The following is an 18,697-nucleotide window of genomic DNA, read 5'->3' as shown; positions in this document are numbered from 1 at the left end:
AGAATTAGACTGGTGGCTGCAGCACCGAAGCCCGGCATCGGTCGGGGCCGTCCGGTCCCCGCCCGGTCCCCGCTGAAATGACGAGTCCGAACGATACGAAGAGCATGCCTGATCCCAGCCAACTCACGCAGTTCCCGCGGCCCTCGGTCGCGGTCGACACCGCGGTCCTCTGCCCCGTGCCCGGCCGTGGCCTGCATGTTCTCATGACCCATCCCGGAGATGGGGTGTGGCAGCTGCCCGGGTCGATCCTGCGTCCGCAGGAACGCCTCGCCGAGGCGGTCGCCCGCTGTCTGCGCGAAAAGGCACGTTTGGTCGACCGCGCCCCCGTCCAGCTGCACGTGTTCGACCAACCCGACCGCGATGATCGCGGCTGGGTGATCTCCGTGGCCCACCTCGATGTTCTCTCCGCCTCCGATGTCGGACTCGCCGAGGAGGACGATCCCACCGAGGCGGCCGTGGCGGATGCTCCGGCGCAGGTGACGGAATCTTCCCCCGCCGAGGCGGTCCTCCCCGAGGCGGCCGACCCTGATCCTGCCGAATCGGATTCCGATCACCCGGACTCCCCCGTCCACCGGCGGAAGCTCGTGCCCGTCCACGATGTCGGCGAGCTCAGCGCCGAGCATCAGGAGATCGTGCGCGTGGCCGTGCACCGACTGCGGGCGTTCCACGAACGCACCCCGGATCCCTTCGGGCTCCTGGAGAAGGAGTTCTCGCTGCGGCAGCTGCGCGAGCTCCACGAGATCGTCGCCGGGGAGAGCCTCCAGGCAGATACGTTCCGCCGCACCATGCTGCCGCTGCTCGATCCCACCGGGGAGGCCGTCAGCCAGGGGCGAGGGCGTCCCGCGCAGACTTTCACCCGGCGCTCGGCACTGGCGCTGCGCGCCGACTCCCGGATACAGGACCCCGATGGTGCCGATGCAGGAATGCCCTCGTCCGGCACGAATTTCTCGGACGGTCATCGCTGATGACCGAGATCAACCGCGATGCCGGAAAGCACATGCGCGTCGACGTGTGGCTGTGGACGACGCGGATGTTCAAGACCCGCAATCTCGCCACTCAGGCCTGCCGCGGCGGGCATGTGCAGGTCGACGGTCAGCGCGTCAAGGCCGCGCAGAAGGTGAGCATCGGCCAGGAGGTGCGTGTGCGCAAGGCCGGGTCCGAATTCATCTGGAAGATCACCGGTTTCATCCCCACGAGGATGCAGGCCTCCATCGCCGTTCAGTGCTATGAGGACCTCACTCCCCCGCCCGATCCGGCGCTGCGCGGATTCGTGCCCCGGCGAGACAAAGGGCTGGGGCGTCCGACGAAGAAGGACCGCCGGGAGATGGAGAAGTTCCTCGGCGATATGGCCAAACCTCAGTCGCGCAACCGCCGCGACTGATCCGCCGAGAGCTCAGTACATGACGGTGGCGAAGGTGCCGACCTGTTCGAAGCCGACGCGGGCATACATGCGCAGCGCCGTCTCGTTGTAGTCATTGGCATACAGGCTCACCGTGGAATGGCCTTTGTCACGGGTGCGCTGGACGACCGCGGCCATGCCCGCTGCCCCCAGACCCTGATTGCGCACTGCGGGATGGACCCATACTCCTTGAACTTGGACGATGCGGCGGGCACGGATGCCGATATCGGCCTTGAACAGCACCTGTTCGTCCTGCTCTTCGGCCGGCCACCTGGGCACCGCACCGCCTTGGGGCAGGGTGGAGGAGATCCGGGCGTAGCAGTTCTTGCCGCGGATGATCCCGCGCACCCGCGCCAGGTACCCCGCGGTGCCGTCCTCGATCGGTGAGAATCCGACCTCTTTGGTGAACATGTCCACACTGGCGGGAAACACCGCACCGAGGTCATCGAGGGTCACCCGGTGCACATGCTCATCGGGAGTGACCAGCGGATCCGAGCTGATGGCCAACAGCGGCTGCCGTTCACGCACTCCACGCGCTCGGCCCCAACTGAGTCGCTGCTGCAGGTCGAGGATGACGGACCGGCTGCCGATGAGTGAGCAGGACACGCGACCGTCGGCATTGAGTTTGCGAGCGAGCACCTCATTCGTCGCCGGAGTCGCTGCGACCGGGATGATGTTGCCGCCCACCCAGTAGGCGGCGACGGGCCGGTCACCATCGAAGATTCCGTACAGCGTGCCTGCCGGGGAGCCCAGACGGGCGGTGCCCGTGACTTCGAGCAGGGAGATGAGGTAGACGTTCTCGCAGGGGTTGCGCGCAAGCAGGTCCGTCAGCCACCGGGTGTGCTGATGTTCCAGTCGTGCGATCCTCAGCGCCATGTGCCCCTGAACTCTTTCTCAGCCGTCAGCATGGGCCAACGACTGGACCATGAAACTCTTCGTCCTCACAAGGTATCGCACCTAGCCGACGGTCACTTCAGGCGGCCCCGACGCAGCGCCCGATGGCTGCCCCGCGGCCTCCTCGGCGATGCGGTTGGCCTCATGGATGAGCGTCTCGACGATCTCGGATTCGGGCACGGTTCGGATGACCTCGCCCTTGACGAAGATCTGGCCCTTGCCGTTGCCGCTGGCCACGCCGAGGTCGGCGTCGCGGGCCTCACCAGGGCCGTTGACGACGCAGCCCATGACGGCCACTCGCAGCGGCACCTCCATGCCTTCGAGTCCGGCGGTGACGCGTTCGGCCAGCGTGTAAACGTCGACCTGCGCGCGCCCACAGGACGGGCAGGAGACGATCTCGAGCTTTCGGGGCCGCAGGTTGAGGGATTCGAGAATCTGGTTGCCGACCTTGACCTCCTCGGCGGGAGGCGCGGACAGGGAGACTCGGATGGTGTCTCCGATGCCCTCGGCCAACAGGTGTCCGAAGGCGGTGGCGGATTTGATCGTGCCCTGGAAGGCGGGCCCCGCCTCGGTGACGCCGAGATGGAGCGGCCAATCGCCGCGCTCGGCGAGCAGCTCATAGGCGCGGACCATGATCACCGGGTCATGGTGTTTGACGGAGATCTTGAAGTCATAGAATCCGTGCTCTTCGAACAGGGAGGCCTCCCACAGCGCGGATTCGACGAGCGCCTCGGGCGTGGCCTTGCCGTATTTCTCCATCAGCCGTTTGTCCAGGGATCCGGCGTTGACGCCGATGCGGATGGACACGCCCGCCTCGGCGGCGGCCTTCGAGATCTCCTTGACCTGGTCGTCGAACTTGCGGATGTTGCCGGGGTTGACGCGCACTCCCGCACAGCCGGCGTCGATGGCGGCGAAGACGTATTTGGGTTGGAAGTGGATATCGGCGATGACAGGGATCTGGGATTTGCCGGCGATGATCGGCAGAGCCGCGGCATCGTCGGCGGTGGGACAGGCCACGCGCACGATATCGCAGCCGGCGGCGGTGAGTTCGGCGATCTGCTGCAGGGTCCCGTTGATGTCCGTCGTCTGCGTCGTCGTCATCGACTGCACGCTCACCGGGGACTCGGATCCGACCCCCACCTTTCCGACATTGATCTGCCTCGTCTTCCTCCGCGGAGCGAGCACGGGAGGCGGCGGTGCGGGCATTCCGAGATTGACCGATGTCACGAAGGATCCCTTCAGTCAGGCTGTTGACCAGCCACAATGTCCGAGCCGGCGCCGATGCGGGACCCGGATTGTGCGAACCATCACCATTGTAGGACCTCCCACTGACACAGAACTGTCCGTCCACGGGGCATACCCCGAACAGTCCACCGGCGCACCCCGGGCGACCCCCGCGCGACCTCGACTCCACCCGCACCACGCCACGGCCCACTGGTCCCGATCCGGTGTCACCGGCTGACGGTAGTGTGAAGGTGACCTGACGTCTGCACGAAGGAGCAGCCCTGTGAGCACACCCGGATTCGTCGAACCCGATGTCGAGGCGATGACTGCGGCTCTCGAGGCCGCAGCACTGAAGCTCGACGACCAGGGTGGATCTTTGGCATGGGGAATCTTTCGCCGAGGCGGCCCCGCCCGAACCGTGAACGGCGAGGTTCCGTACCGGATCGCTTCGATGACGAAGTCCTTCACCGCCGCAGCCATCGGGCTCCTCGCCGCCGACGGACTCGATCTCGACGCTCCCTTCGGCGACCTGCTCCCGGAACTGGCCGATACGGCCATCGCCGACCGCACCTGCCGCCAGGCATTGACGATGAGCACCGGTTTCACCAAGGACGACCCGTGGGCGGACCGGATGGAGGCGATGACTCCGGCCGAGCTCACCGACTGGCTGCACCGCGGCGCCATCGCCTGTGCGCCTGCCGACACCGGCTATGAGTATTCGAACCTCGGCTATGCGCTTCTCGGCATGGTCGCCGAGGCGGTCACAGGCAGGGCTTTCACCGAACTCGTGTCCACTGAGATCTTCGATCCCCTGAAGCTCACGCGCACCGGTTTCGACCACACGGACTTCCCGGACCTGGCGACCGGGTTCCGCGTCGACCTGGGCGGCGGCCTCCACCCGGCCGAACTCACCGGCCCAGGAGTCTTCTCCCCCATCGGCGGGGTCATCTCCACGGTGAACGACATCGGCACATGGATGGACGCGCATCTCGACGCCCTCGAACGCATGGACTCCTATGCTTCCGGATCCTGGTCGCGGATACTGACCGACAACCAGCAGCCACGACGGACCATGGAGATCCAGAAGAGCGACCACCATGCGGAGACGCTCAGCTACGGATACGGTCTCGAGACTCGTCTGGACACACGGTTCGGCCGCATCGTCTGCCATTCCGGCGGTTACCCAGGATACGGCTCACATATGCGTTGGTTCCCCGATCTGGGGCTCAGCCTCGTCGTGCTCGGCAATACGACCTATTACCCGGCGCAGCGCGTCGTCCAGGACGCGCTCGACCTCGGTTGGGCGGCGGCCACGGGACGACAGGGCACCCGGCTGGAACGTCGGGCCACCTCGGCGCCGGTGCCCCGTTATCCCGCCGCCCAACCCCAGATCGATGCCGTGATGGCTGCGGCGAACCTCGTCAACGACTTCGACGACACCGTCGCCGAGGCGATCTTCTCCATGAACATGGACCTCGACGAACCCCGCGAAGAGAGGCGGGAGCGCTTCGCCCGGTGGCGGGCGGAGAAGCAGATCGACCGTCCTCTCACCGAGGCGGACCTCGAGATGGTCTCCCCGTTGCGCGGAGTGGTCACAGTGCCGGGCACAGCAGATGAGAACGCCACGATCACGGTCGGCCTCAATCACCTCGGCGAGGTGCAGACGATCACCCTCAGTGCCTGAACTCGTGCGCCACTGAACGGACAGTTCACGCTCAACCGCAGATGGCTCACGCCTTCATTCCACGACGAAGTTACTCAGCCCTGCGAACTTGAGAACGAACGGTGCGATCGACATCAAGACGAGCAGTGAGGCGACCGTCCACAGCCAGGTCATCTTCGCCCTGTGTCCGCGGACTCTCGTCCCCATTGCGAACAGTGGGCTGAGCAGCGGCAGCCCGTAGAAGAGCGGAGTCAGCGCGAAGGCGAGCGCAAGGAATCCGATGAACGTCCATTCCGTTCGCGAGAAGAAACGCTCATGTGGCTTGGTCTCAGTATTCTCCACTCGCACCACCCTAGCTGAGATCGCCCAAACTGCATGTCCGGTCTAGCTGCCAGAGCCCGGCCCATACACCGGAACGACCCGGCCTAACCGCCGGAGTTGAAGATCGCGTCGAGGGTGATGGGTTTGACGAGGTCGACGTAGACGAGCAGCGCCGTCATGCACAGCATCAGCCCGATGCACACGTACGTCAGCGGCAGCAGCTTCGCGGTGTCGAAGGGACCGACCAGTCCGCGGCCGCGCCACCGGTTGATGCGGCGGCGCGCACCTTCGTAGAGACCCACGGCGATGTGTCCGCCGTCGAGGGGCAGCAGCGGGATCATGTTGAACGCGAAGAGGAAGATGTTGAGCGAGCCGAGCATGCCCAGCCCCATCTGTGCCTTGTCGACGACGTCGATCTGGTCGGTGGACACGATCTCACCGGCGATGCGGCCGACGCCGACCATGCCGACGAGTCCTTCGGCGTCGCGGTCCTTCGTGCCGACGGCCACTTCGCCGATGTCGACGAGTTTGACCGGCAGGGTGATGATCGCGTGGAAGACTCCGGAGACTTGGTCCCACACTGCGCCGGGGAACTCCGCGAGCGGCAGGGACTGACGTTCCTGGACGGGTCCGACGCCGAAGAATCCTTGGGTCTCGGTCTGCGGAGTTCCGTCCGGGTTGAGCACGGCCTTGCCTGCGTCGTCGACCTTCGGCCGTTCGGTGGCGATGATCGGCACGGTCACCGTTTGGGCCTGACCATCTCGGATGAAGTCGACATCGACTCGTTCGCCTGCATGTTCCTTGATGACCGAGGACAGCTGGTCCCAGTCCTTCGTCTCGACGCCGGCGATCGAGGTGATCTCGTCACCCGGTTTGATCCCAGCCTCCCACGCGGGGGTGAGCTGATCGTCGGGACGGCAGGTGTTCTGCTCCGAGGCCGGCCGTTGCTGCGCTTCGGACGCGGGCACCGCACATTCGACGACGGTCTGGACGGTCGTCGTCGGGGTGACCACACCGATGCCCAGCAGCGAGATCCCCATGATGAGGATGCCCAGGATGAGGTTGACGAAGGGACCGGAGAACATGACGACGAGGCGTTTGGGCACGCTGAGCGCATAGAACGTCCGGTGTTCCTCCCCCGGCGCGATCTCCTGGTTCGAGAACTCCCGGGCATCGGCCATCGTGTCTTCGAACAGCCGCCCCTTCCGCTTCTTGCGGTCCCGGCGCAGCGGAGCGGCATCACCGTCATCCGTCCCCTCGCCGAGGCGGCCCGAGGTTTCGCTACCCGTCGAGTCGAGTGCAGCGCCCGGTTCGCCGAGGCGGCCCGACGTGCCGTCGACCCCGCTGTCGACGCCGGCGGCCGTGCCGCCCTTCTGCGCAGCGGCGGCGGTCTCATAGCGGGACTTCGTCGCTTCCTCGGGCGGATACATTCCCGGCATCGCGATGAACCCACCGAGGGGGAACGCTTTGATGCCGTACTCGGTCTCACCGCGGCGGAAGGAGAACAGGGTCGGTCCGAAGCCGACCATATAGTGCGTGACTTTCACCCCGAACTTCTTCGCCGGGGTGAGGTGGCCGAGTTCGTGCAGCGCAATCGAGATCGAGATGCCGATGAGGAACAGGATGATCCCGACGATGTAGAGCACAACTGTCATCGGCGGCCCCCGTTCTGTTCGGCGACGTCGGCGCGAGCGAAGTCCCTGGCCCAGGCGTCGGCGGCCAGCACGGTCTCCACCGTGTGTTCGGCCGCAGATTCGTGGGCGGCCAGAGCTCGGGACAGGCCTTTGTCGATTCCGGTGAAGGCGATGTCTCCGGCGATGAATGCGGCGACGAGTTCCTCATTGGCAGCGTTGAGCACGGCCGGGTAGCTGCGGCCCTTCTTGCCAGCGTCGATAGCCAGACCGAGCGCAGGAAAGGCGAGATGGTTGACCGGCTCGAACGACCAGTGCATGGGCTGGCCCCAATTGTGCGGAACGGCCCTCGAAGTCAGTCGCTTCGTCGTTCCATCGTCCTGGGTGCCCAGCGCATAGGAGATCGGCAGGCGCATATCCGGTGGGGAGATCTGCGCGATCGTCGAGGCATCGGCGAACTCGACCATCGAATGGATCTGCGACTGAGGATGCACGACGACTTCAATGTGGTCGAAGTCGATGTCGAAGAGCAGGTGGGCTTCGATGACTTCGAGGCCCTTGTTGACCAGGGTCGCAGAGTTGATGGTGATCATCGACCCCATCGACCAGGTGGGATGGTTGAGCGCCTGGGCGGGGGTGACTCGACGCAGGGCATCACGGGTCATGCCGCGGAAGGGACCGCCCGACGCGGTGATGATGAGCTTGCTGACTTCACCGTGCGTGCCGGCGCGCAGCGCCTGGGCGATGGCGGAGTGCTCACTGTCGACCGGCACCAGGCGGGCCCCGGAGGCACGAGCGGCGTCGAGGACGATGGACCCGCCGATGATGAGGGATTCCTTGTTCGCCAGGGCCACGTCCGTGCCGCGTTCGAGGGCGGCCAGGGTCGCGCCGAGACCGGCGGCACCGGTGATCGCGTTGAGGACCATATCGGCGGCCAAGCCCGCGACCGCCTCGGCGGCATCGTCCCCGAGGTGGATGGCTTCGACAGGATCGGCGGTCCCCCGCTGGGCAGCCAGCTCGGTCAGTCGCGCACGCACCTCGGCCTCGCCTCCGGCGGGTGGGGTCGTGAGCCCGATGACGGGGACGTGGAAATCGAGGGCCTGCTCGAGCAGAAGGTCGAGCTGGGACCCCGCGGCCAAGCCGATGATCGCGTGCTCGTCCCGGTGTTCGGCGAGGACATCAAGGGCCTGGGTGCCGACCGAACCGGTTGAGCCGACTACAATGAAACCACGTTTACTCACGCCAACCGATGATGCCAAAGTTCTCTGGGAAATGACTCGACACGGACTCGTGTGTCGCCTAGTGGAACCTGGTCATCTGTAGTGCTTCGGGACACCGACCTTCCACCGGGTTCCGGTAAAACTGTGAATGAAGACAATCAATGGCGAAAGAGATGGATATGAGCAAGACGCTGAGCCCCGACGACATTCTTGGACTGGATTCGGTCTTCGAATCCGATGACCTCGAATTCGCATCGATCGTGAAGAAATGGCTGGACGAGAACGTCCGGGAGAAGATCGGCGACTACTTCCTCGACGCCACCATCCCCGCCCGGGAACTGGCCGAAGGACTCGGCGAGCTCGGGCTGCTCGGCATGCACCTCGACGGCTACGGCTGCGGCGGTTCGACGGCGACTCAGTACGGACTGGCCTGCCGCGAACTCGAAGCCGTCGACTCCGGTCTGCGCTCCCTCGTCTCCGTGCAGGGCTCGCTGGCGATGTTCGCCATCCACCACTGGGGATCGGAAGCACAGAAGGAAGAATGGCTGCCGAAGATGGCCGCCGGCAAGGCCATCGGCTGCTTCGGGCTGACCGAACCCGATGTCGGATCCGACCCGTCGGGGATGAAGACGACCGCGAAGAAGGACGGATCCGACTGGATCCTCAACGGCGCGAAGATGTGGATCACGAACTCCCCGGTCTCCGATGTCATGGTCGTGTGGGCCAAGACCGAAGAGGTCGACGACAAGGGCAAGAACGTCGTCCGCGGCTTCGTCGTCCCCTCGAACACCGAGGGTGTGCAGACCCCGGAGATCCACCGCAAGATCTCGCTGCGCGCCTCGATCACCGGTGAGATCGTCCTCGACAACGTCCGTCTGCCCGAGGATGCGATGCTGCCGAAGGCCAAGGGACTCAAGGGGCCCCTGTCCTGCCTGTCCGAGGCCCGCTACGGCATCGTCTTCGGCGTCACCGGCGCCGCCCGCGACGCGCTGCTCTCCGCACTGGAGTACACCGGCACCCGCGTGCAGTTCGATCGTCCTCTGGCGTCGTTCCAGATCACTCAGCAGAAGCTGGCGAAGGCCTTCGGCCAGTACTCGCAGATCACTCTGCTCGCCGCTCACCTGGGCAAGCTCAAGGACTCCGAGAAGGGTGTGCGTCCCGAGCAGATCAGCCTGGGCAAGATGGTCAACGTCGACACCGCGATGAACGTCTGCCGTGACCTGCGCGCCCTGTTCGGCGGGTCGGGCATCACGAGCGAGTACCCGCCGCTGCGTCACGCGGTCAACCTCGAGACCGTGCTCACCTACGAAGGCACGCACGAGGTGCACCAGCTGACCCTGGGTCGGACGATGACCGGAATCAACGCCTTCGCGAACTGAGCCAGTGCGCAGGGCACCCGCCCTCCGCTGAACACAGTCAGCGCCCGCCGATCCTGCTGAGGTTCGGCGGGCGTGGTGTATCTGCAGTCACCGGCTGGTTCAAAGTGCTGACGCACAGACTTCGCGCCCCGCGCCCGCACTTCGAACCAGTCGGTACGCAGCCGGCCGGCTGAAATCACCCGATTTCAGCCGGCCGTTGTCAGTTTCCACGACGCAGTTCGAGCACGACCGTCTGGTCATCCTCGCCGAGGTGGCTCCGGGCTTCCAGCCCCTGCTCGGCTGCGAACCCGGTGGCCCCTGCAACCTGACCTAGCCCGAGCTCGATGAGCAGCAAACCATCCGGGGCCAGCCAGTCCAACGACTCCGTGATGAGTCGACGGACAAGGTCGAGTCCGTCGGAGCCGCCGAAGAGTGCGCTGCTCGGTTCGAAGTCGAGGGCCTCATGCGGCAGAAAATCGGCTGCCGTTTCAGGAACGTACGGCGGCACGGCGGCGATAACTGAGATCCACCGCCGCAGCGTGTCGGGCAGTCCGTGGAGGCAGTCGAGGACATGCCCCGACACGGTAGTGCCGGACTCATTTGCCTGTTCGGACCCGCCTGCCTGGGTGAACTCCCCCGCCTGGATGCAGCCATCGACATTCTCCACCGCACATTGCAGCGCTTCCGCCTGCGCATCACCGAGGTGAAGATCGACTCCCGGCACTTTGCCGGCCACCGCCGAGGCGACCGGTCCGACGCCACAGAACGCTTCGAGTACAACAGGTCGCACAACAGCGACGCCAGCGTCTGCCTCAGTACCATTCCCTCGTAAGTCCGTCATCCGCTGGGCCGCGGACACCGCATGCGCGGCGAGCAGAGCCGTTCGCTGCCGTGGCACGAACACTCCGGGCCGGACACTCAAACGCATCCCGGAGAAGTCGACCCAGCCGACGATCTGTTCGAGGGGTTCGCCAGCCACTCGTCGCGCGACGAGCCCGGCAAGAAGCCGATCCGATCTTGCACCACTGTACGCGCCCGAATCGGAGCTGGCCGCCATACCTTCGCTCACAGCTTCAAGCAGGATCGCCGCCTCGTCCTCGGCGAAGACGCAGCCGGCCGCGCGCAGAGCAGCCGCCGTCTCAGCCGAACGCGGATCAGCAGGCCGCGGGTCCGCGGAAGCCGGAACGTCGACACCATCGTCGGCGTCGAAGCCCCCATGCGTCCAGGGCTCAGGAAGCAGAGAGAACCTCGGTGCGGTACCATTCGAGGCTCGTACCCGCCTCAAGATCACCGTCGTCGGTGAGCAGCAGAGTGCGCTGCGGGTCGAGCGGCACTACTGCGGCGAATTCGACGCGGGAGTCGCGCATCGCCTGGTCGAGGTTCGCGGTCTCGGAGCCGATCGTCACTCCGACGCCTTCGAAGCGCGACCGGGTGACCCGCACGGAGGCACGCCCCGGCTCGACCGGTTCGTCTTCGATGGAGTGGAGAACCACTAAGTCTGAGGCAGAGTCAGACGGAGCTCCTGCTCGCAGATCCACGACGAGCCCGATCCGGGCAGCAGCAAGAACACCGAGCGCCCGCGCCAACGGCGGGACATCCTCGGCGAAGGTGAGCCGGGCACCGGATTCCGGAACCACGCCCATGGCACGGAGCACTCCGGCGAGCTTCGAACTGCGGTCGAGCACCTCGGCGCGGTCGAGCTCGACGGGAACGGACAGGGCCTTGACCAGGCGGGGATCCGTGACTTCCCGGCCGTCGACGAGCGGTTTCTCCGGAGCGGGTCCGGTCAGCACGATGTCTTCGGCCTTGCCCATCGCGATCGGAAAGTCGAGGAGTTCGTAAACCGGGTTGAGCGTGCCGGGATCGGTCGCGGTCGGGACCGCGAAGTAGTGGAAATCAGTCAACGGAGGCCATCACTTCGACGACGCGGTCGATGAACGCATCGACCTGGTCCTCGTTGTACGCCTTCTTGCCTTTTGCGGTCTTGAACAGCACGCGGCGGACCTGGTCGACGCTCATCGCCACGCCCTGCGTGAAGTACGAGTTGACCTTGTCGCACATGTCGTCGACCTGGGTGATGTCGTAGCCGATGACTCCGGGAGGAGGATTGTCGAAGCGCTTACCGGGTTCACGGACCAGTCGACCCCGCAGCGACGCGGCCACACGGGTGAGCTCGGAGACCCAGGCGTCCTGCCCGGACTGCGCGATCAGACGGTCTCGGGCCTGCTTGGCGAATGCATCTTCGAGACGGTCGAGCGCGGCGTCGACGACGGCGACGTGGTAGCCCTTGCGGACGAGATCGAAACCGACCGTGCGCACCGCCCGGGAGTCGAGGTCGCCGGGCTGCGGCGTCGGCCGTTCGAAGGACTCACGTGCACGCTTGAAGAAGCTGTCGACCTGCTTGGGGTCGTATCCGTTCTTCCAACCGGACATTCGAGGGAAAGTCGTGTCCGCCATGTCTCCTCCAGAAGCGAGTGGCTGTGGTGTTTCCACCATAATAGATGGAAGCCGCAGCAATTGCGTTGCCGCGGTCCGCAGTTGCCGAACCGGGCGTCGATCAGTCGGCTGCGGCGAGCTGTCCGCAGGCGCCGTCGATATCGGATCCGCGGGTATCGCGGATCGTCGTCGGAACGCCCTGATCGATGAGGCGGCGGACGAATTCGTCGGCGACCTCCGGTTCCGAGGCCGTCCACACCGAGCCCGGAGTCGGGTTGAGCGGGATCGGGTTGACATGGACCCAGCCGCGTCCGCGGGCGTTGAGCTTCTTGGCCAGCAGTTCCGCACGCCACGCGTGGTCGTTCATGTCCTTGATGAGCGCGTATTCGATGCTCACCCGCCGTCCGGTCACTTGGTAGTAGTTGTAAGCGGCGTCGATGGCCTCATCGGCCTTCCACCGCGTGTTGACCGGGATCATCTCATCGCGCAGCTCGTCATCGGGTGCGTGGAGGCTGAGGGCGAACGTGACGGGGATGTCTTCGGCGGCGAGTTTGTTGATGCCGGGCACGAGTCCGACCGTGGAGATCGTGATCCGCCTGGCCGACATGCCCAGTCCTTCGGGGCTCGGTCCGACGAACCGGCGCACCGCGTTCATCACTCGCTTGTAGTTGGCCAGGGGTTCGCCCATGCCCATGAAGACGATGTTCGAGACCCGTTCGGGGCCATTCGCCGAGGCGGCCGTGGCCTCCCCGTCGAATCCGGCTTCTCCCGCCGCTTCGTCTTCGTCGGCTTCCGCGCCGAGCGCGGTCTCTCCGGCACCGGGCATATCCGACTTCGGGGCTTCGGCGAGTTCGCCGGCGGCGATGACCTGGTTGGCGCGCACGACCTGTTCGACGATCTCGGCCGTGGACATGTTGCGGGTCAGACCTTGCTGGCCGGTGGCGCAGAACGGGCAGTTCATTCCGCAGCCGCACTGGCTGGACACGCACAGGGTGACCCGGTTGCGGTAGCGCATGAGCACTGATTCGACGAGAGCTCCGTCGAAGAGGCGCCACAGGAACTTGATGGTGTCGCCGTTCTCGGTGCGCAGGCGGCGCACTTCGGTGAGCAGGTGAGGGAAGAACCGTTCCTGGATCTCTGCCCGTTTATCCTTGGGCAGGTCCGTCATCGCCTCGGTGTCGGTGACATAGTGGCTGAAGTAGTGGGTGGAGATCTGCTTGGCCCGGAAAGCGGGCAGTCCCATCTCCTTGACCGCATCGACGCGTTCGTCCATCGTCATATCGGCCAGATGCTGAGGAGGCTGCTTGACCCGTGCGGACTTGAAGTTGAGAAGGGGACGGCCATCGCGCATCGGGGTCTTCGATGTCGTGCCGTCGGCATGTTCGACGACGGGCCTGGTCTGCCTTCTGCCTGCTTGAGAACTCACACGGCCATTGTCTCATGTTCGCTGCACGGCTGTCGTGTGTGAGCCGCCACGTCGGGCAGGTGCGAACCGGACAGGGTCAGAGGCAGCCGGGCAGCCGAGTCGGCGGGCCGGTCAGAGGTAGCCGGGCAGGACCGAGAAGAGAACGAGCGCGACCGGGGCTGTCGGTAGGATCGAGTCAAGTCGATCCATGACACCGCCGTGGCCGGGCAGCAGGGTGCCCATGTCCTTGAGTTCGAGGTCGCGTTTGATCATCGATTCGCTGAAGTCGCCGAGAGTGGCGAAAGCGGGGATGACGGCACCGATGACCAGACCGGTCCAGAACGGAGCATCGACGACGGTGACGGCGAGGATCGTTGCGACCACTGCGGCGAAGACGGTCGAGCCGAGGTAGCCTTCCCAGGACTTCTTCGGAGAGATCCGCGGGGCGATGGGATGCTTGCCCCACAGCACGCCGAAGACGTAGCCGCCGGTGTCGGAGGCGACGACCGCGGCAAGGAAGATGATGACGTAGAAGTTGCCGTCCGGCTGGGTGAGGATGTAGACGATGAAGCAGGCCATGAGGCCGACATAGGTGAGAGCGAAGAGGGAGAGCGAGACGTCTTTGACTGCGTTCTTCCGGCGCTCGACCATCGTGAAGAGCATGACTGCTCCGGCGCTGGCGGCGAAGGTCACCCAGAGCGCTTCGCGGCCCCCGACGAAGGTGGCGACGACCATACAGGCCGCCGACACCATGGTGGGTACGCGGGAGACGAGGGAGCCGGAACGTGACAGAGCGTTCGCCAGCTCCCACATTGCGGCGACGATGCCGACAAGGACGATGAAGAGGAACGAGATCGGCAGGAAGATCAGGGACGCAAGCACCACGCCGCCGATGAGCAGTCCCATGCCGATCGCGGCCGGCAGGTTGCGTCCGGCCCGACCATAGTCCTTCGGTTCAGGTTCGGAATCGGTCGCAACCGCCTCGGCGGTCGGATTCGATTCCGGGTCGTCAGGCGAATACGGCTTGTCCGAGTTGCGCAGGTCTCGACGTTTCGGGAAAGGGGTCTCAACCCGCGCGGCCTCGCCTGACGGATCCGGCTCCCCGAGGGGAGCCGGATCCGTCGCGGGGCTGTCGGACCCAGTCACGGCGATCATCAGACCTCGAGCAGCTCAGCTTCCTTCTGCGCAAGCAGCTTGTCGACGTTTTCCACCTTGCTCTTCGTCAGATCGTCGAGCTCGGAGATGCTGCGAGTGACCTCGTCCTCGCCGGCTTCGCCGTCCTTCTTGATGCGTTCGAGCGTCTCCTTGGCGTGACGGCGGATGTTGCGGATGGAGACCTTGCCGTCTTCGGCCTTGCCCTTGACGATCTTGACGTATTCCTTGCGGCGTTCCTCGGTGAGGTCCGGGAGGACGACGCGGATGACGTTGCCGTCGTTGGCGGGGTTCGCGCCGATGTCGGAGTTGCGCAGAGCGTTCTCGATATCGGTCAGCGTGCCCTTGTCGTAGGGGGTCACGAGAATCGTGCGTGCCTCGGGCGTCTGGAACGAGGCGAGCTGCTGCAGCGGTGTCGGAGCGCCGTAGTAGTCGATCTCGATATCGGCGAACAGTGCGGGGTTGGCACGGCCGGTGCGGATCGACGCGAAGTCCTCCTGCGTGAATTCGACGGCCTTGTCCATCTTCTCTCTGGCTTCGGCCAGTGTCTCTTCAATCACGGTTGCCTCTTTCCCTCTTCTTAAAGCTTTGGGTTCATTCTATGGGTCATCACTGAAAAATGCCGCACCGAATCATCGCAGGAGTGTTCTCACCTGCGTGGATGCCAAGCGGATGACCGCCTCGGCGGAGACGGTCCCACGCTGTGAGGATCCTCCTGCGTTCAGCGTCGGACCGCCTCGGTGGGGGTGGGTCTCAGTGGACGACCGTGCCGATCTTCTCACCGATGATGGCCTTGCGCAGGTTGCCCTCGCCTTCCATTCCGAAGACGTGCATCGGCAGCTTGTTGTCCATGCACAGGCTGAAGGCGGTCGCGTCGACGACTTTGAGGCCGCGCTGCAGGGCGTCCTGGTAGCTGATCTCGGAGATCTTCTCGGCATTCGGATCGACCTTGGGATCGGCGGTGTAGACGCCGTCGACGCCATTCTTGGCGATGAGGACCTCATCGGCATGCACTTCGAGTGCGCGCTGAGCGGCCACGGTGTCGGTGGAGAAGTACGGGAGTCCGGCGCCGGCGCCGAAGATGACGACGCGGTTCTTCTCCATGTGCCGCATGGCACGGCGGGGAATATACGATTCGGCGACCTGCGACATGGGGATCGCGGTCTGCACGCGGGTGTCGACACCCGTCTGTTCGAGGAAGTCCTGCAGTGCCAGGCAGTTCATCACGGTGCCGAGCATGCCCATGTAATCGGCACGGGTGCGGTCCATGCCGCGCTGGGAGAGTTCGGCTCCGCGGAAGAAGTTGCCGCCGCCGACGACGATGCTGACCTCGACGTCCTCGGTCGTGGGAGCGACCTCGCGGGCGACTGCGGCCACGACGTCGGGATCGACGCCGATCTTGCCGCCGCCGAAGACCTCGCCGGAGAGCTTGAGCAGAACGCGGCGCCGATGGGAGCGCACCGCGCGGCTGGCGTAGCTGGATTCGTGAACAGGGGTGCTTGTCATGGAGTCCTTCTTCCGTGCGGGCAGGTCTGTACCCGGTGGGATCGTCACTGTGATCGGGCGTCTGGGTCAGTTTAGCGAAAAACGGGGCCGGACCGATTGGTCCGACCCCGCTCCTCGGGTGAGTTCTCACTCACTCGGTGAACCTGGGAAGCAGAGATCTGTCTGCTTCACGGTCAGTGGTGAATCAGGCTCCGACGCGGTAGCGCAGGAAGCCGGTGGCCTTGACGCCGGCAGCCTCGAGGACCTTGGCCACGGACTGCTTGGGATCCTTGGCGAATCCCTGGTCGAGCAGGCAGTTCTCCTTGAAGAAGCCGTTGACGCGACCCTCGATGATCTTCGGCAGAGCCTGTTCGGGCTTGCCTTCGTTCTTCGCGGTGTCTTCGGCGATGCGACGCTCGTTCTCGACGAGGTCGGCGGGAACGTCTTCGCGGGAGAAGTACTTCGGGGCCATAGCGGCGATGTGCACGGCGACATCGTGTGCCACGGTCTCGTCGTCACCTTCGAATGCCAGCAGCACGCCGACCTGCGGGGGCAGGTCCTTGTTGGTGCGGTGCAGGTAGGAGGCGATCTTGGAGCCTTCGACACGGCCCACGCGACGCAGTTCGACCTTCTCGCCCAGCGAGGCACCGGATTCGGTGATGAACTGGGAGACGGGCTTGCCGTCGGTCTCAGCGGCGAGGAGTGCCTCGGCCGAATCGGCCTTGTTGGCCACGGCCAGCTCGAGGACCTCTTCGGAGAGCTTGACGAACGGTTCGGACTTCGCAACGAAGTCGGTTTCCGAGTTGAGCTCGATCATGGTGCCGACTCCGCCTTCGACGGAGGTCGCGACCAGACCGTCGGAGGTCGAGCGGCCCTCGCGCTTCGTGGCGCCCTTGAGGCCCTTGATGCGCAGGGCTTCCATGGCCTTCGTCTGGTCGCCGTCGGACTCGTCGAGAGCCTTCTTGACGTCCATCATTCCGGCGCCGGTCTTCTCGCGCAGTGCCTTGATATCAGCGGCAGTGTAGTTTGCCATTCCTTCTCCTCAGGATGGTGGAGTTAAACGAAATCAGGACTCGGTCGACTCGGTGGAGTCGGCAGCTTCAGCGGCCGGAGCGGCTTCGGCGTTCTCGGCATCGGCCGCAGGAGCAGCCTCAGCGGCCGGAGCGGCTTCTTCGGCCGGGGCAGCAGCCTCGGTGCCGTTCTCTTCGGTCTTGCCTTCGAGGAGCTCGCGCTCCCACTCGGGCATGGGCTCGACGGCGGAGACGTTCTTCTCACCGCTGGCGTCGTCCGAGGAGTGGCGGGCGATGAGGCCTTCGGCCACGGCGTCGGCGACGACGCGGGTCAGCAGCGAGACGGAGCGGATGGCGTCGTCGTTGCCCGGGATCGGGTAGTTGACGTCGTCCGGGTCGCAGTTGGTGTCGAGGATGCCGATGACCGGGATACCCAGCTTCTTGGCTTCGTCGACCGCGAGGTGTTCCTTCTTGGTGTCGACGATCCAGACGGCCGACGGGGTGCGCTGCATGTCGCGGATGCCGCCGAGGGTCTTCTCGAGCTTGTCCTTCTCGCGACGCAGGATGAGCAGTTCCTTCTTGGTGTGCGAGGAACCTGCAACGTCGTCGAAGTCGATCTCTTCGAGTTCCTTGAGGCGGCGCAGACGCATCGAGATGGTCTGGAAGTTCGTGAGCATACCGCCGAGCCAACGCTGGTTGACGTAGGGCTGACCCACGCGCTGAGCCTGCTCAGCGATGGATTCCTGGGCCTGCTTCTTGGTGCCGACGAAGAGGATCGAGCCGCCGTGGGCCACGGTCTCCTTGACGAATTCGAAGGCGTTGTCGATGTAGCCCAGCGACTTCTGCAGGTCGATGATGTAGATGCCGTTGCGCTCGGTGAAGATGAAGCGCTTCATCTTCGGGTTCCAACGACGGGTCTGGTGTCCAAAGTGAACGCCGCTGTCGAGCAGCTGGCGGATGGTGACGACGGCCATGCCGACGCCCTCCTTTCTCTGCACCCTCAGGGTGCTTTTACGTCACGCGCGCGTCGATCGCTCTCAAAGCGAACCTCTGAGGGTCCGCATCGATTCGATCGACGGGATGCGTCGATGACATTTTCGGTTGATTCCTGGTACCCGGTTCGTCCGCCCCACAGGCACACCTGACGGCTGCCTGCACCATGGGAAGGAGAAGAATTCGGATACGCGTAGTCAGAAGACACGCTTCTGCTGGGCTTAAGTCTATCCCGGTTGGGCAAGTCATTTCCAATCGAGATCGATCCCTCGCCGAGGCGGCCCGCCGGGCCGTATCGTCGCACCGACTCGTACGTCGACGGGTGGGGATCGATGGGTGCGGGCGAGTGCCGGAGCGCAGGGTCCCGTCGGGCGTGTGGAGCCGGATTGCCGTCGATTCGGTGCACTCGACCATCGCTTCCTGTGGACGGTCGCCGCACTCGAACGTCTTTGGCTTGTGGGTGGAGGCAGCTCGTCCACAGGGGTGATACTCACGGGTGACACGAC

At 65.0% G+C, this 18,697-nt stretch carries 18 protein-coding genes; 4 read left to right on the top strand and 14 right to left on the bottom strand.

The features are described from left to right. Positions 1-104 precede the first annotated feature (104 nt). Positions 105-965: an NUDIX hydrolase gene (locus tag ACU4IU_RS15455; RefSeq protein WP_229664182.1), complete on the top strand. Its 861-nt coding sequence runs from the start codon at positions 105-107 to the stop codon at positions 963-965. Beyond that, positions 965-1,381: an RNA-binding S4 domain-containing protein gene (locus tag ACU4IU_RS15450; RefSeq protein ID WP_139468792.1), complete on the top strand. Its 417-nt coding sequence runs from the start codon at positions 965-967 to the stop codon at positions 1,379-1,381. The genes ACU4IU_RS15455 and ACU4IU_RS15450 overlap by 1 nt, the downstream gene beginning before the upstream one ends. 12 nt (positions 1,382-1,393) lie before the next feature. On the opposite strand, the gene ACU4IU_RS15445 is transcribed toward ACU4IU_RS15450, so the two are convergent. Together ACU4IU_RS15445 and ispG are read right to left on the bottom strand one after the other, a co-directional pair. Next, a complete protein-coding gene (locus ACU4IU_RS15445; RefSeq protein ID WP_139468793.1) occupies positions 1,394-2,275 on the bottom strand; it encodes a GNAT family N-acetyltransferase in 882 nt (293 codons plus the stop codon). Positions 2,276-2,356: 81 nt separating this feature from the next. Further along, positions 2,357-3,520 (bottom strand): flavodoxin-dependent (E)-4-hydroxy-3-methylbut-2-enyl-diphosphate synthase, encoded by a 1,164-nt coding sequence (ispG, locus tag ACU4IU_RS15440; RefSeq protein WP_139468794.1) that lies wholly within the window; start codon positions 3,518-3,520, stop codon positions 2,357-2,359. A gap of 280 nt (positions 3,521-3,800) precedes the next feature. Between ispG and ACU4IU_RS15435 the strand changes: the two genes are divergently transcribed. After that, entirely contained in the window at positions 3,801-5,201 is a 1,401-nt protein-coding gene (locus ACU4IU_RS15435) for a serine hydrolase domain-containing protein (RefSeq protein WP_446657212.1), read from the top strand. 54 nt (positions 5,202-5,255) lie between these two features. On the opposite strand, the gene ACU4IU_RS15430 is transcribed toward ACU4IU_RS15435, so the two are convergent. The 3 genes from ACU4IU_RS15430 to dxr all read right to left on the bottom strand — a co-directional run bounded on the left by ACU4IU_RS15430 (position 5,256) and on the right by dxr (position 8,373). Further along, the gene (locus ACU4IU_RS15430) at positions 5,256-5,522 is read right to left on the bottom strand and encodes a hypothetical protein (RefSeq protein WP_446657211.1); all 267 of its coding nucleotides are present in this window, start codon (positions 5,520-5,522) and stop codon (positions 5,256-5,258) included. 83 nt (positions 5,523-5,605) lie between these two features. After that, a complete protein-coding gene (locus ACU4IU_RS15425; RefSeq protein ID WP_446657210.1) occupies positions 5,606-7,156 on the bottom strand; it encodes a M50 family metallopeptidase in 1,551 nt (516 codons plus the stop codon). Further along, a complete protein-coding gene (gene dxr / locus ACU4IU_RS15420; RefSeq protein ID WP_446657209.1) occupies positions 7,153-8,373 on the bottom strand; it encodes a 1-deoxy-D-xylulose-5-phosphate reductoisomerase in 1,221 nt (406 codons plus the stop codon). The genes ACU4IU_RS15425 and dxr overlap by 4 nt, the downstream gene beginning before the upstream one ends. Before the next feature lie 158 nt (positions 8,374-8,531). Here dxr and ACU4IU_RS15415 point away from each other — a divergent pair, with 158 nt between their 5' ends. Next, positions 8,532-9,731 (top strand): acyl-CoA dehydrogenase family protein, encoded by a 1,200-nt coding sequence (locus ACU4IU_RS15415; RefSeq protein ID WP_092017334.1) that lies wholly within the window; start codon positions 8,532-8,534, stop codon positions 9,729-9,731. 199 nt (positions 9,732-9,930) lie between these two features. Here the strand turns inward: ACU4IU_RS15415 and ACU4IU_RS15410 are convergent, their stop codons facing one another. From ACU4IU_RS15410 to rpsB, 9 genes are all read right to left on the bottom strand, one after another. Next, entirely contained in the window at positions 9,931-10,689 is a 759-nt protein-coding gene (locus ACU4IU_RS15410) for a putative protein N(5)-glutamine methyltransferase (RefSeq protein ID WP_446657208.1), read from the bottom strand. A gap of 250 nt (positions 10,690-10,939) precedes the next feature. Next, the gene (locus tag ACU4IU_RS15405; RefSeq protein ID WP_446657207.1) at positions 10,940-11,614 is read right to left on the bottom strand and encodes a hypothetical protein; all 675 of its coding nucleotides are present in this window, start codon (positions 11,612-11,614) and stop codon (positions 10,940-10,942) included. Next, positions 11,607-12,167: a DivIVA domain-containing protein gene (locus tag ACU4IU_RS15400; RefSeq protein ID WP_446657206.1), complete on the bottom strand. Its 561-nt coding sequence runs from the start codon at positions 12,165-12,167 to the stop codon at positions 11,607-11,609. The genes ACU4IU_RS15405 and ACU4IU_RS15400 overlap by 8 nt, the downstream gene beginning before the upstream one ends. Positions 12,168-12,267: 100 nt before the next feature. Then, entirely contained in the window at positions 12,268-13,497 is a 1,230-nt protein-coding gene (gene rlmN, locus ACU4IU_RS15395) for a 23S rRNA (adenine(2503)-C(2))-methyltransferase RlmN (RefSeq protein WP_446657608.1), read from the bottom strand. Positions 13,498-13,683: 186 nt separating this feature from the next. After that, positions 13,684-14,706, bottom strand: coding sequence for a phosphatidate cytidylyltransferase (locus ACU4IU_RS15390; protein ID WP_446657205.1), 1,023 nt, complete (start codon positions 14,704-14,706; stop codon positions 13,684-13,686). Beyond that, positions 14,706-15,263 (bottom strand): ribosome recycling factor, encoded by a 558-nt coding sequence (frr, locus tag ACU4IU_RS15385; RefSeq protein WP_101544639.1) that lies wholly within the window; start codon positions 15,261-15,263, stop codon positions 14,706-14,708. The genes ACU4IU_RS15390 and frr overlap by 1 nt, the downstream gene beginning before the upstream one ends. A 193-nt stretch (positions 15,264-15,456) precedes the next feature. Further along, complete coding sequence (pyrH, locus tag ACU4IU_RS15380) at positions 15,457-16,209, bottom strand: UMP kinase (protein ID WP_259357906.1); 753 nt, start codon at positions 16,207-16,209, stop codon at positions 15,457-15,459. Positions 16,210-16,393: 184 nt separating this feature from the next. After that, positions 16,394-17,221, bottom strand: a complete 828-nt coding sequence (tsf, locus tag ACU4IU_RS15375) for a translation elongation factor Ts (protein ID WP_101544635.1) — start codon at positions 17,219-17,221, stop codon at positions 16,394-16,396. 33 nt (positions 17,222-17,254) lie between these two features. After that, the gene (gene rpsB / locus ACU4IU_RS15370; protein ID WP_101544634.1) at positions 17,255-18,172 is read right to left on the bottom strand and encodes a 30S ribosomal protein S2; all 918 of its coding nucleotides are present in this window, start codon (positions 18,170-18,172) and stop codon (positions 17,255-17,257) included. Positions 18,173-18,697: the final 525 nt, after the last annotated feature.

Source organism: Brevibacterium sp. CSND-B09, assembly GCF_052906525.1.
The sequence above is the reverse complement of the archived record's forward strand: the minus strand, read 5'-3'. Positions and strand labels throughout refer to the sequence as shown.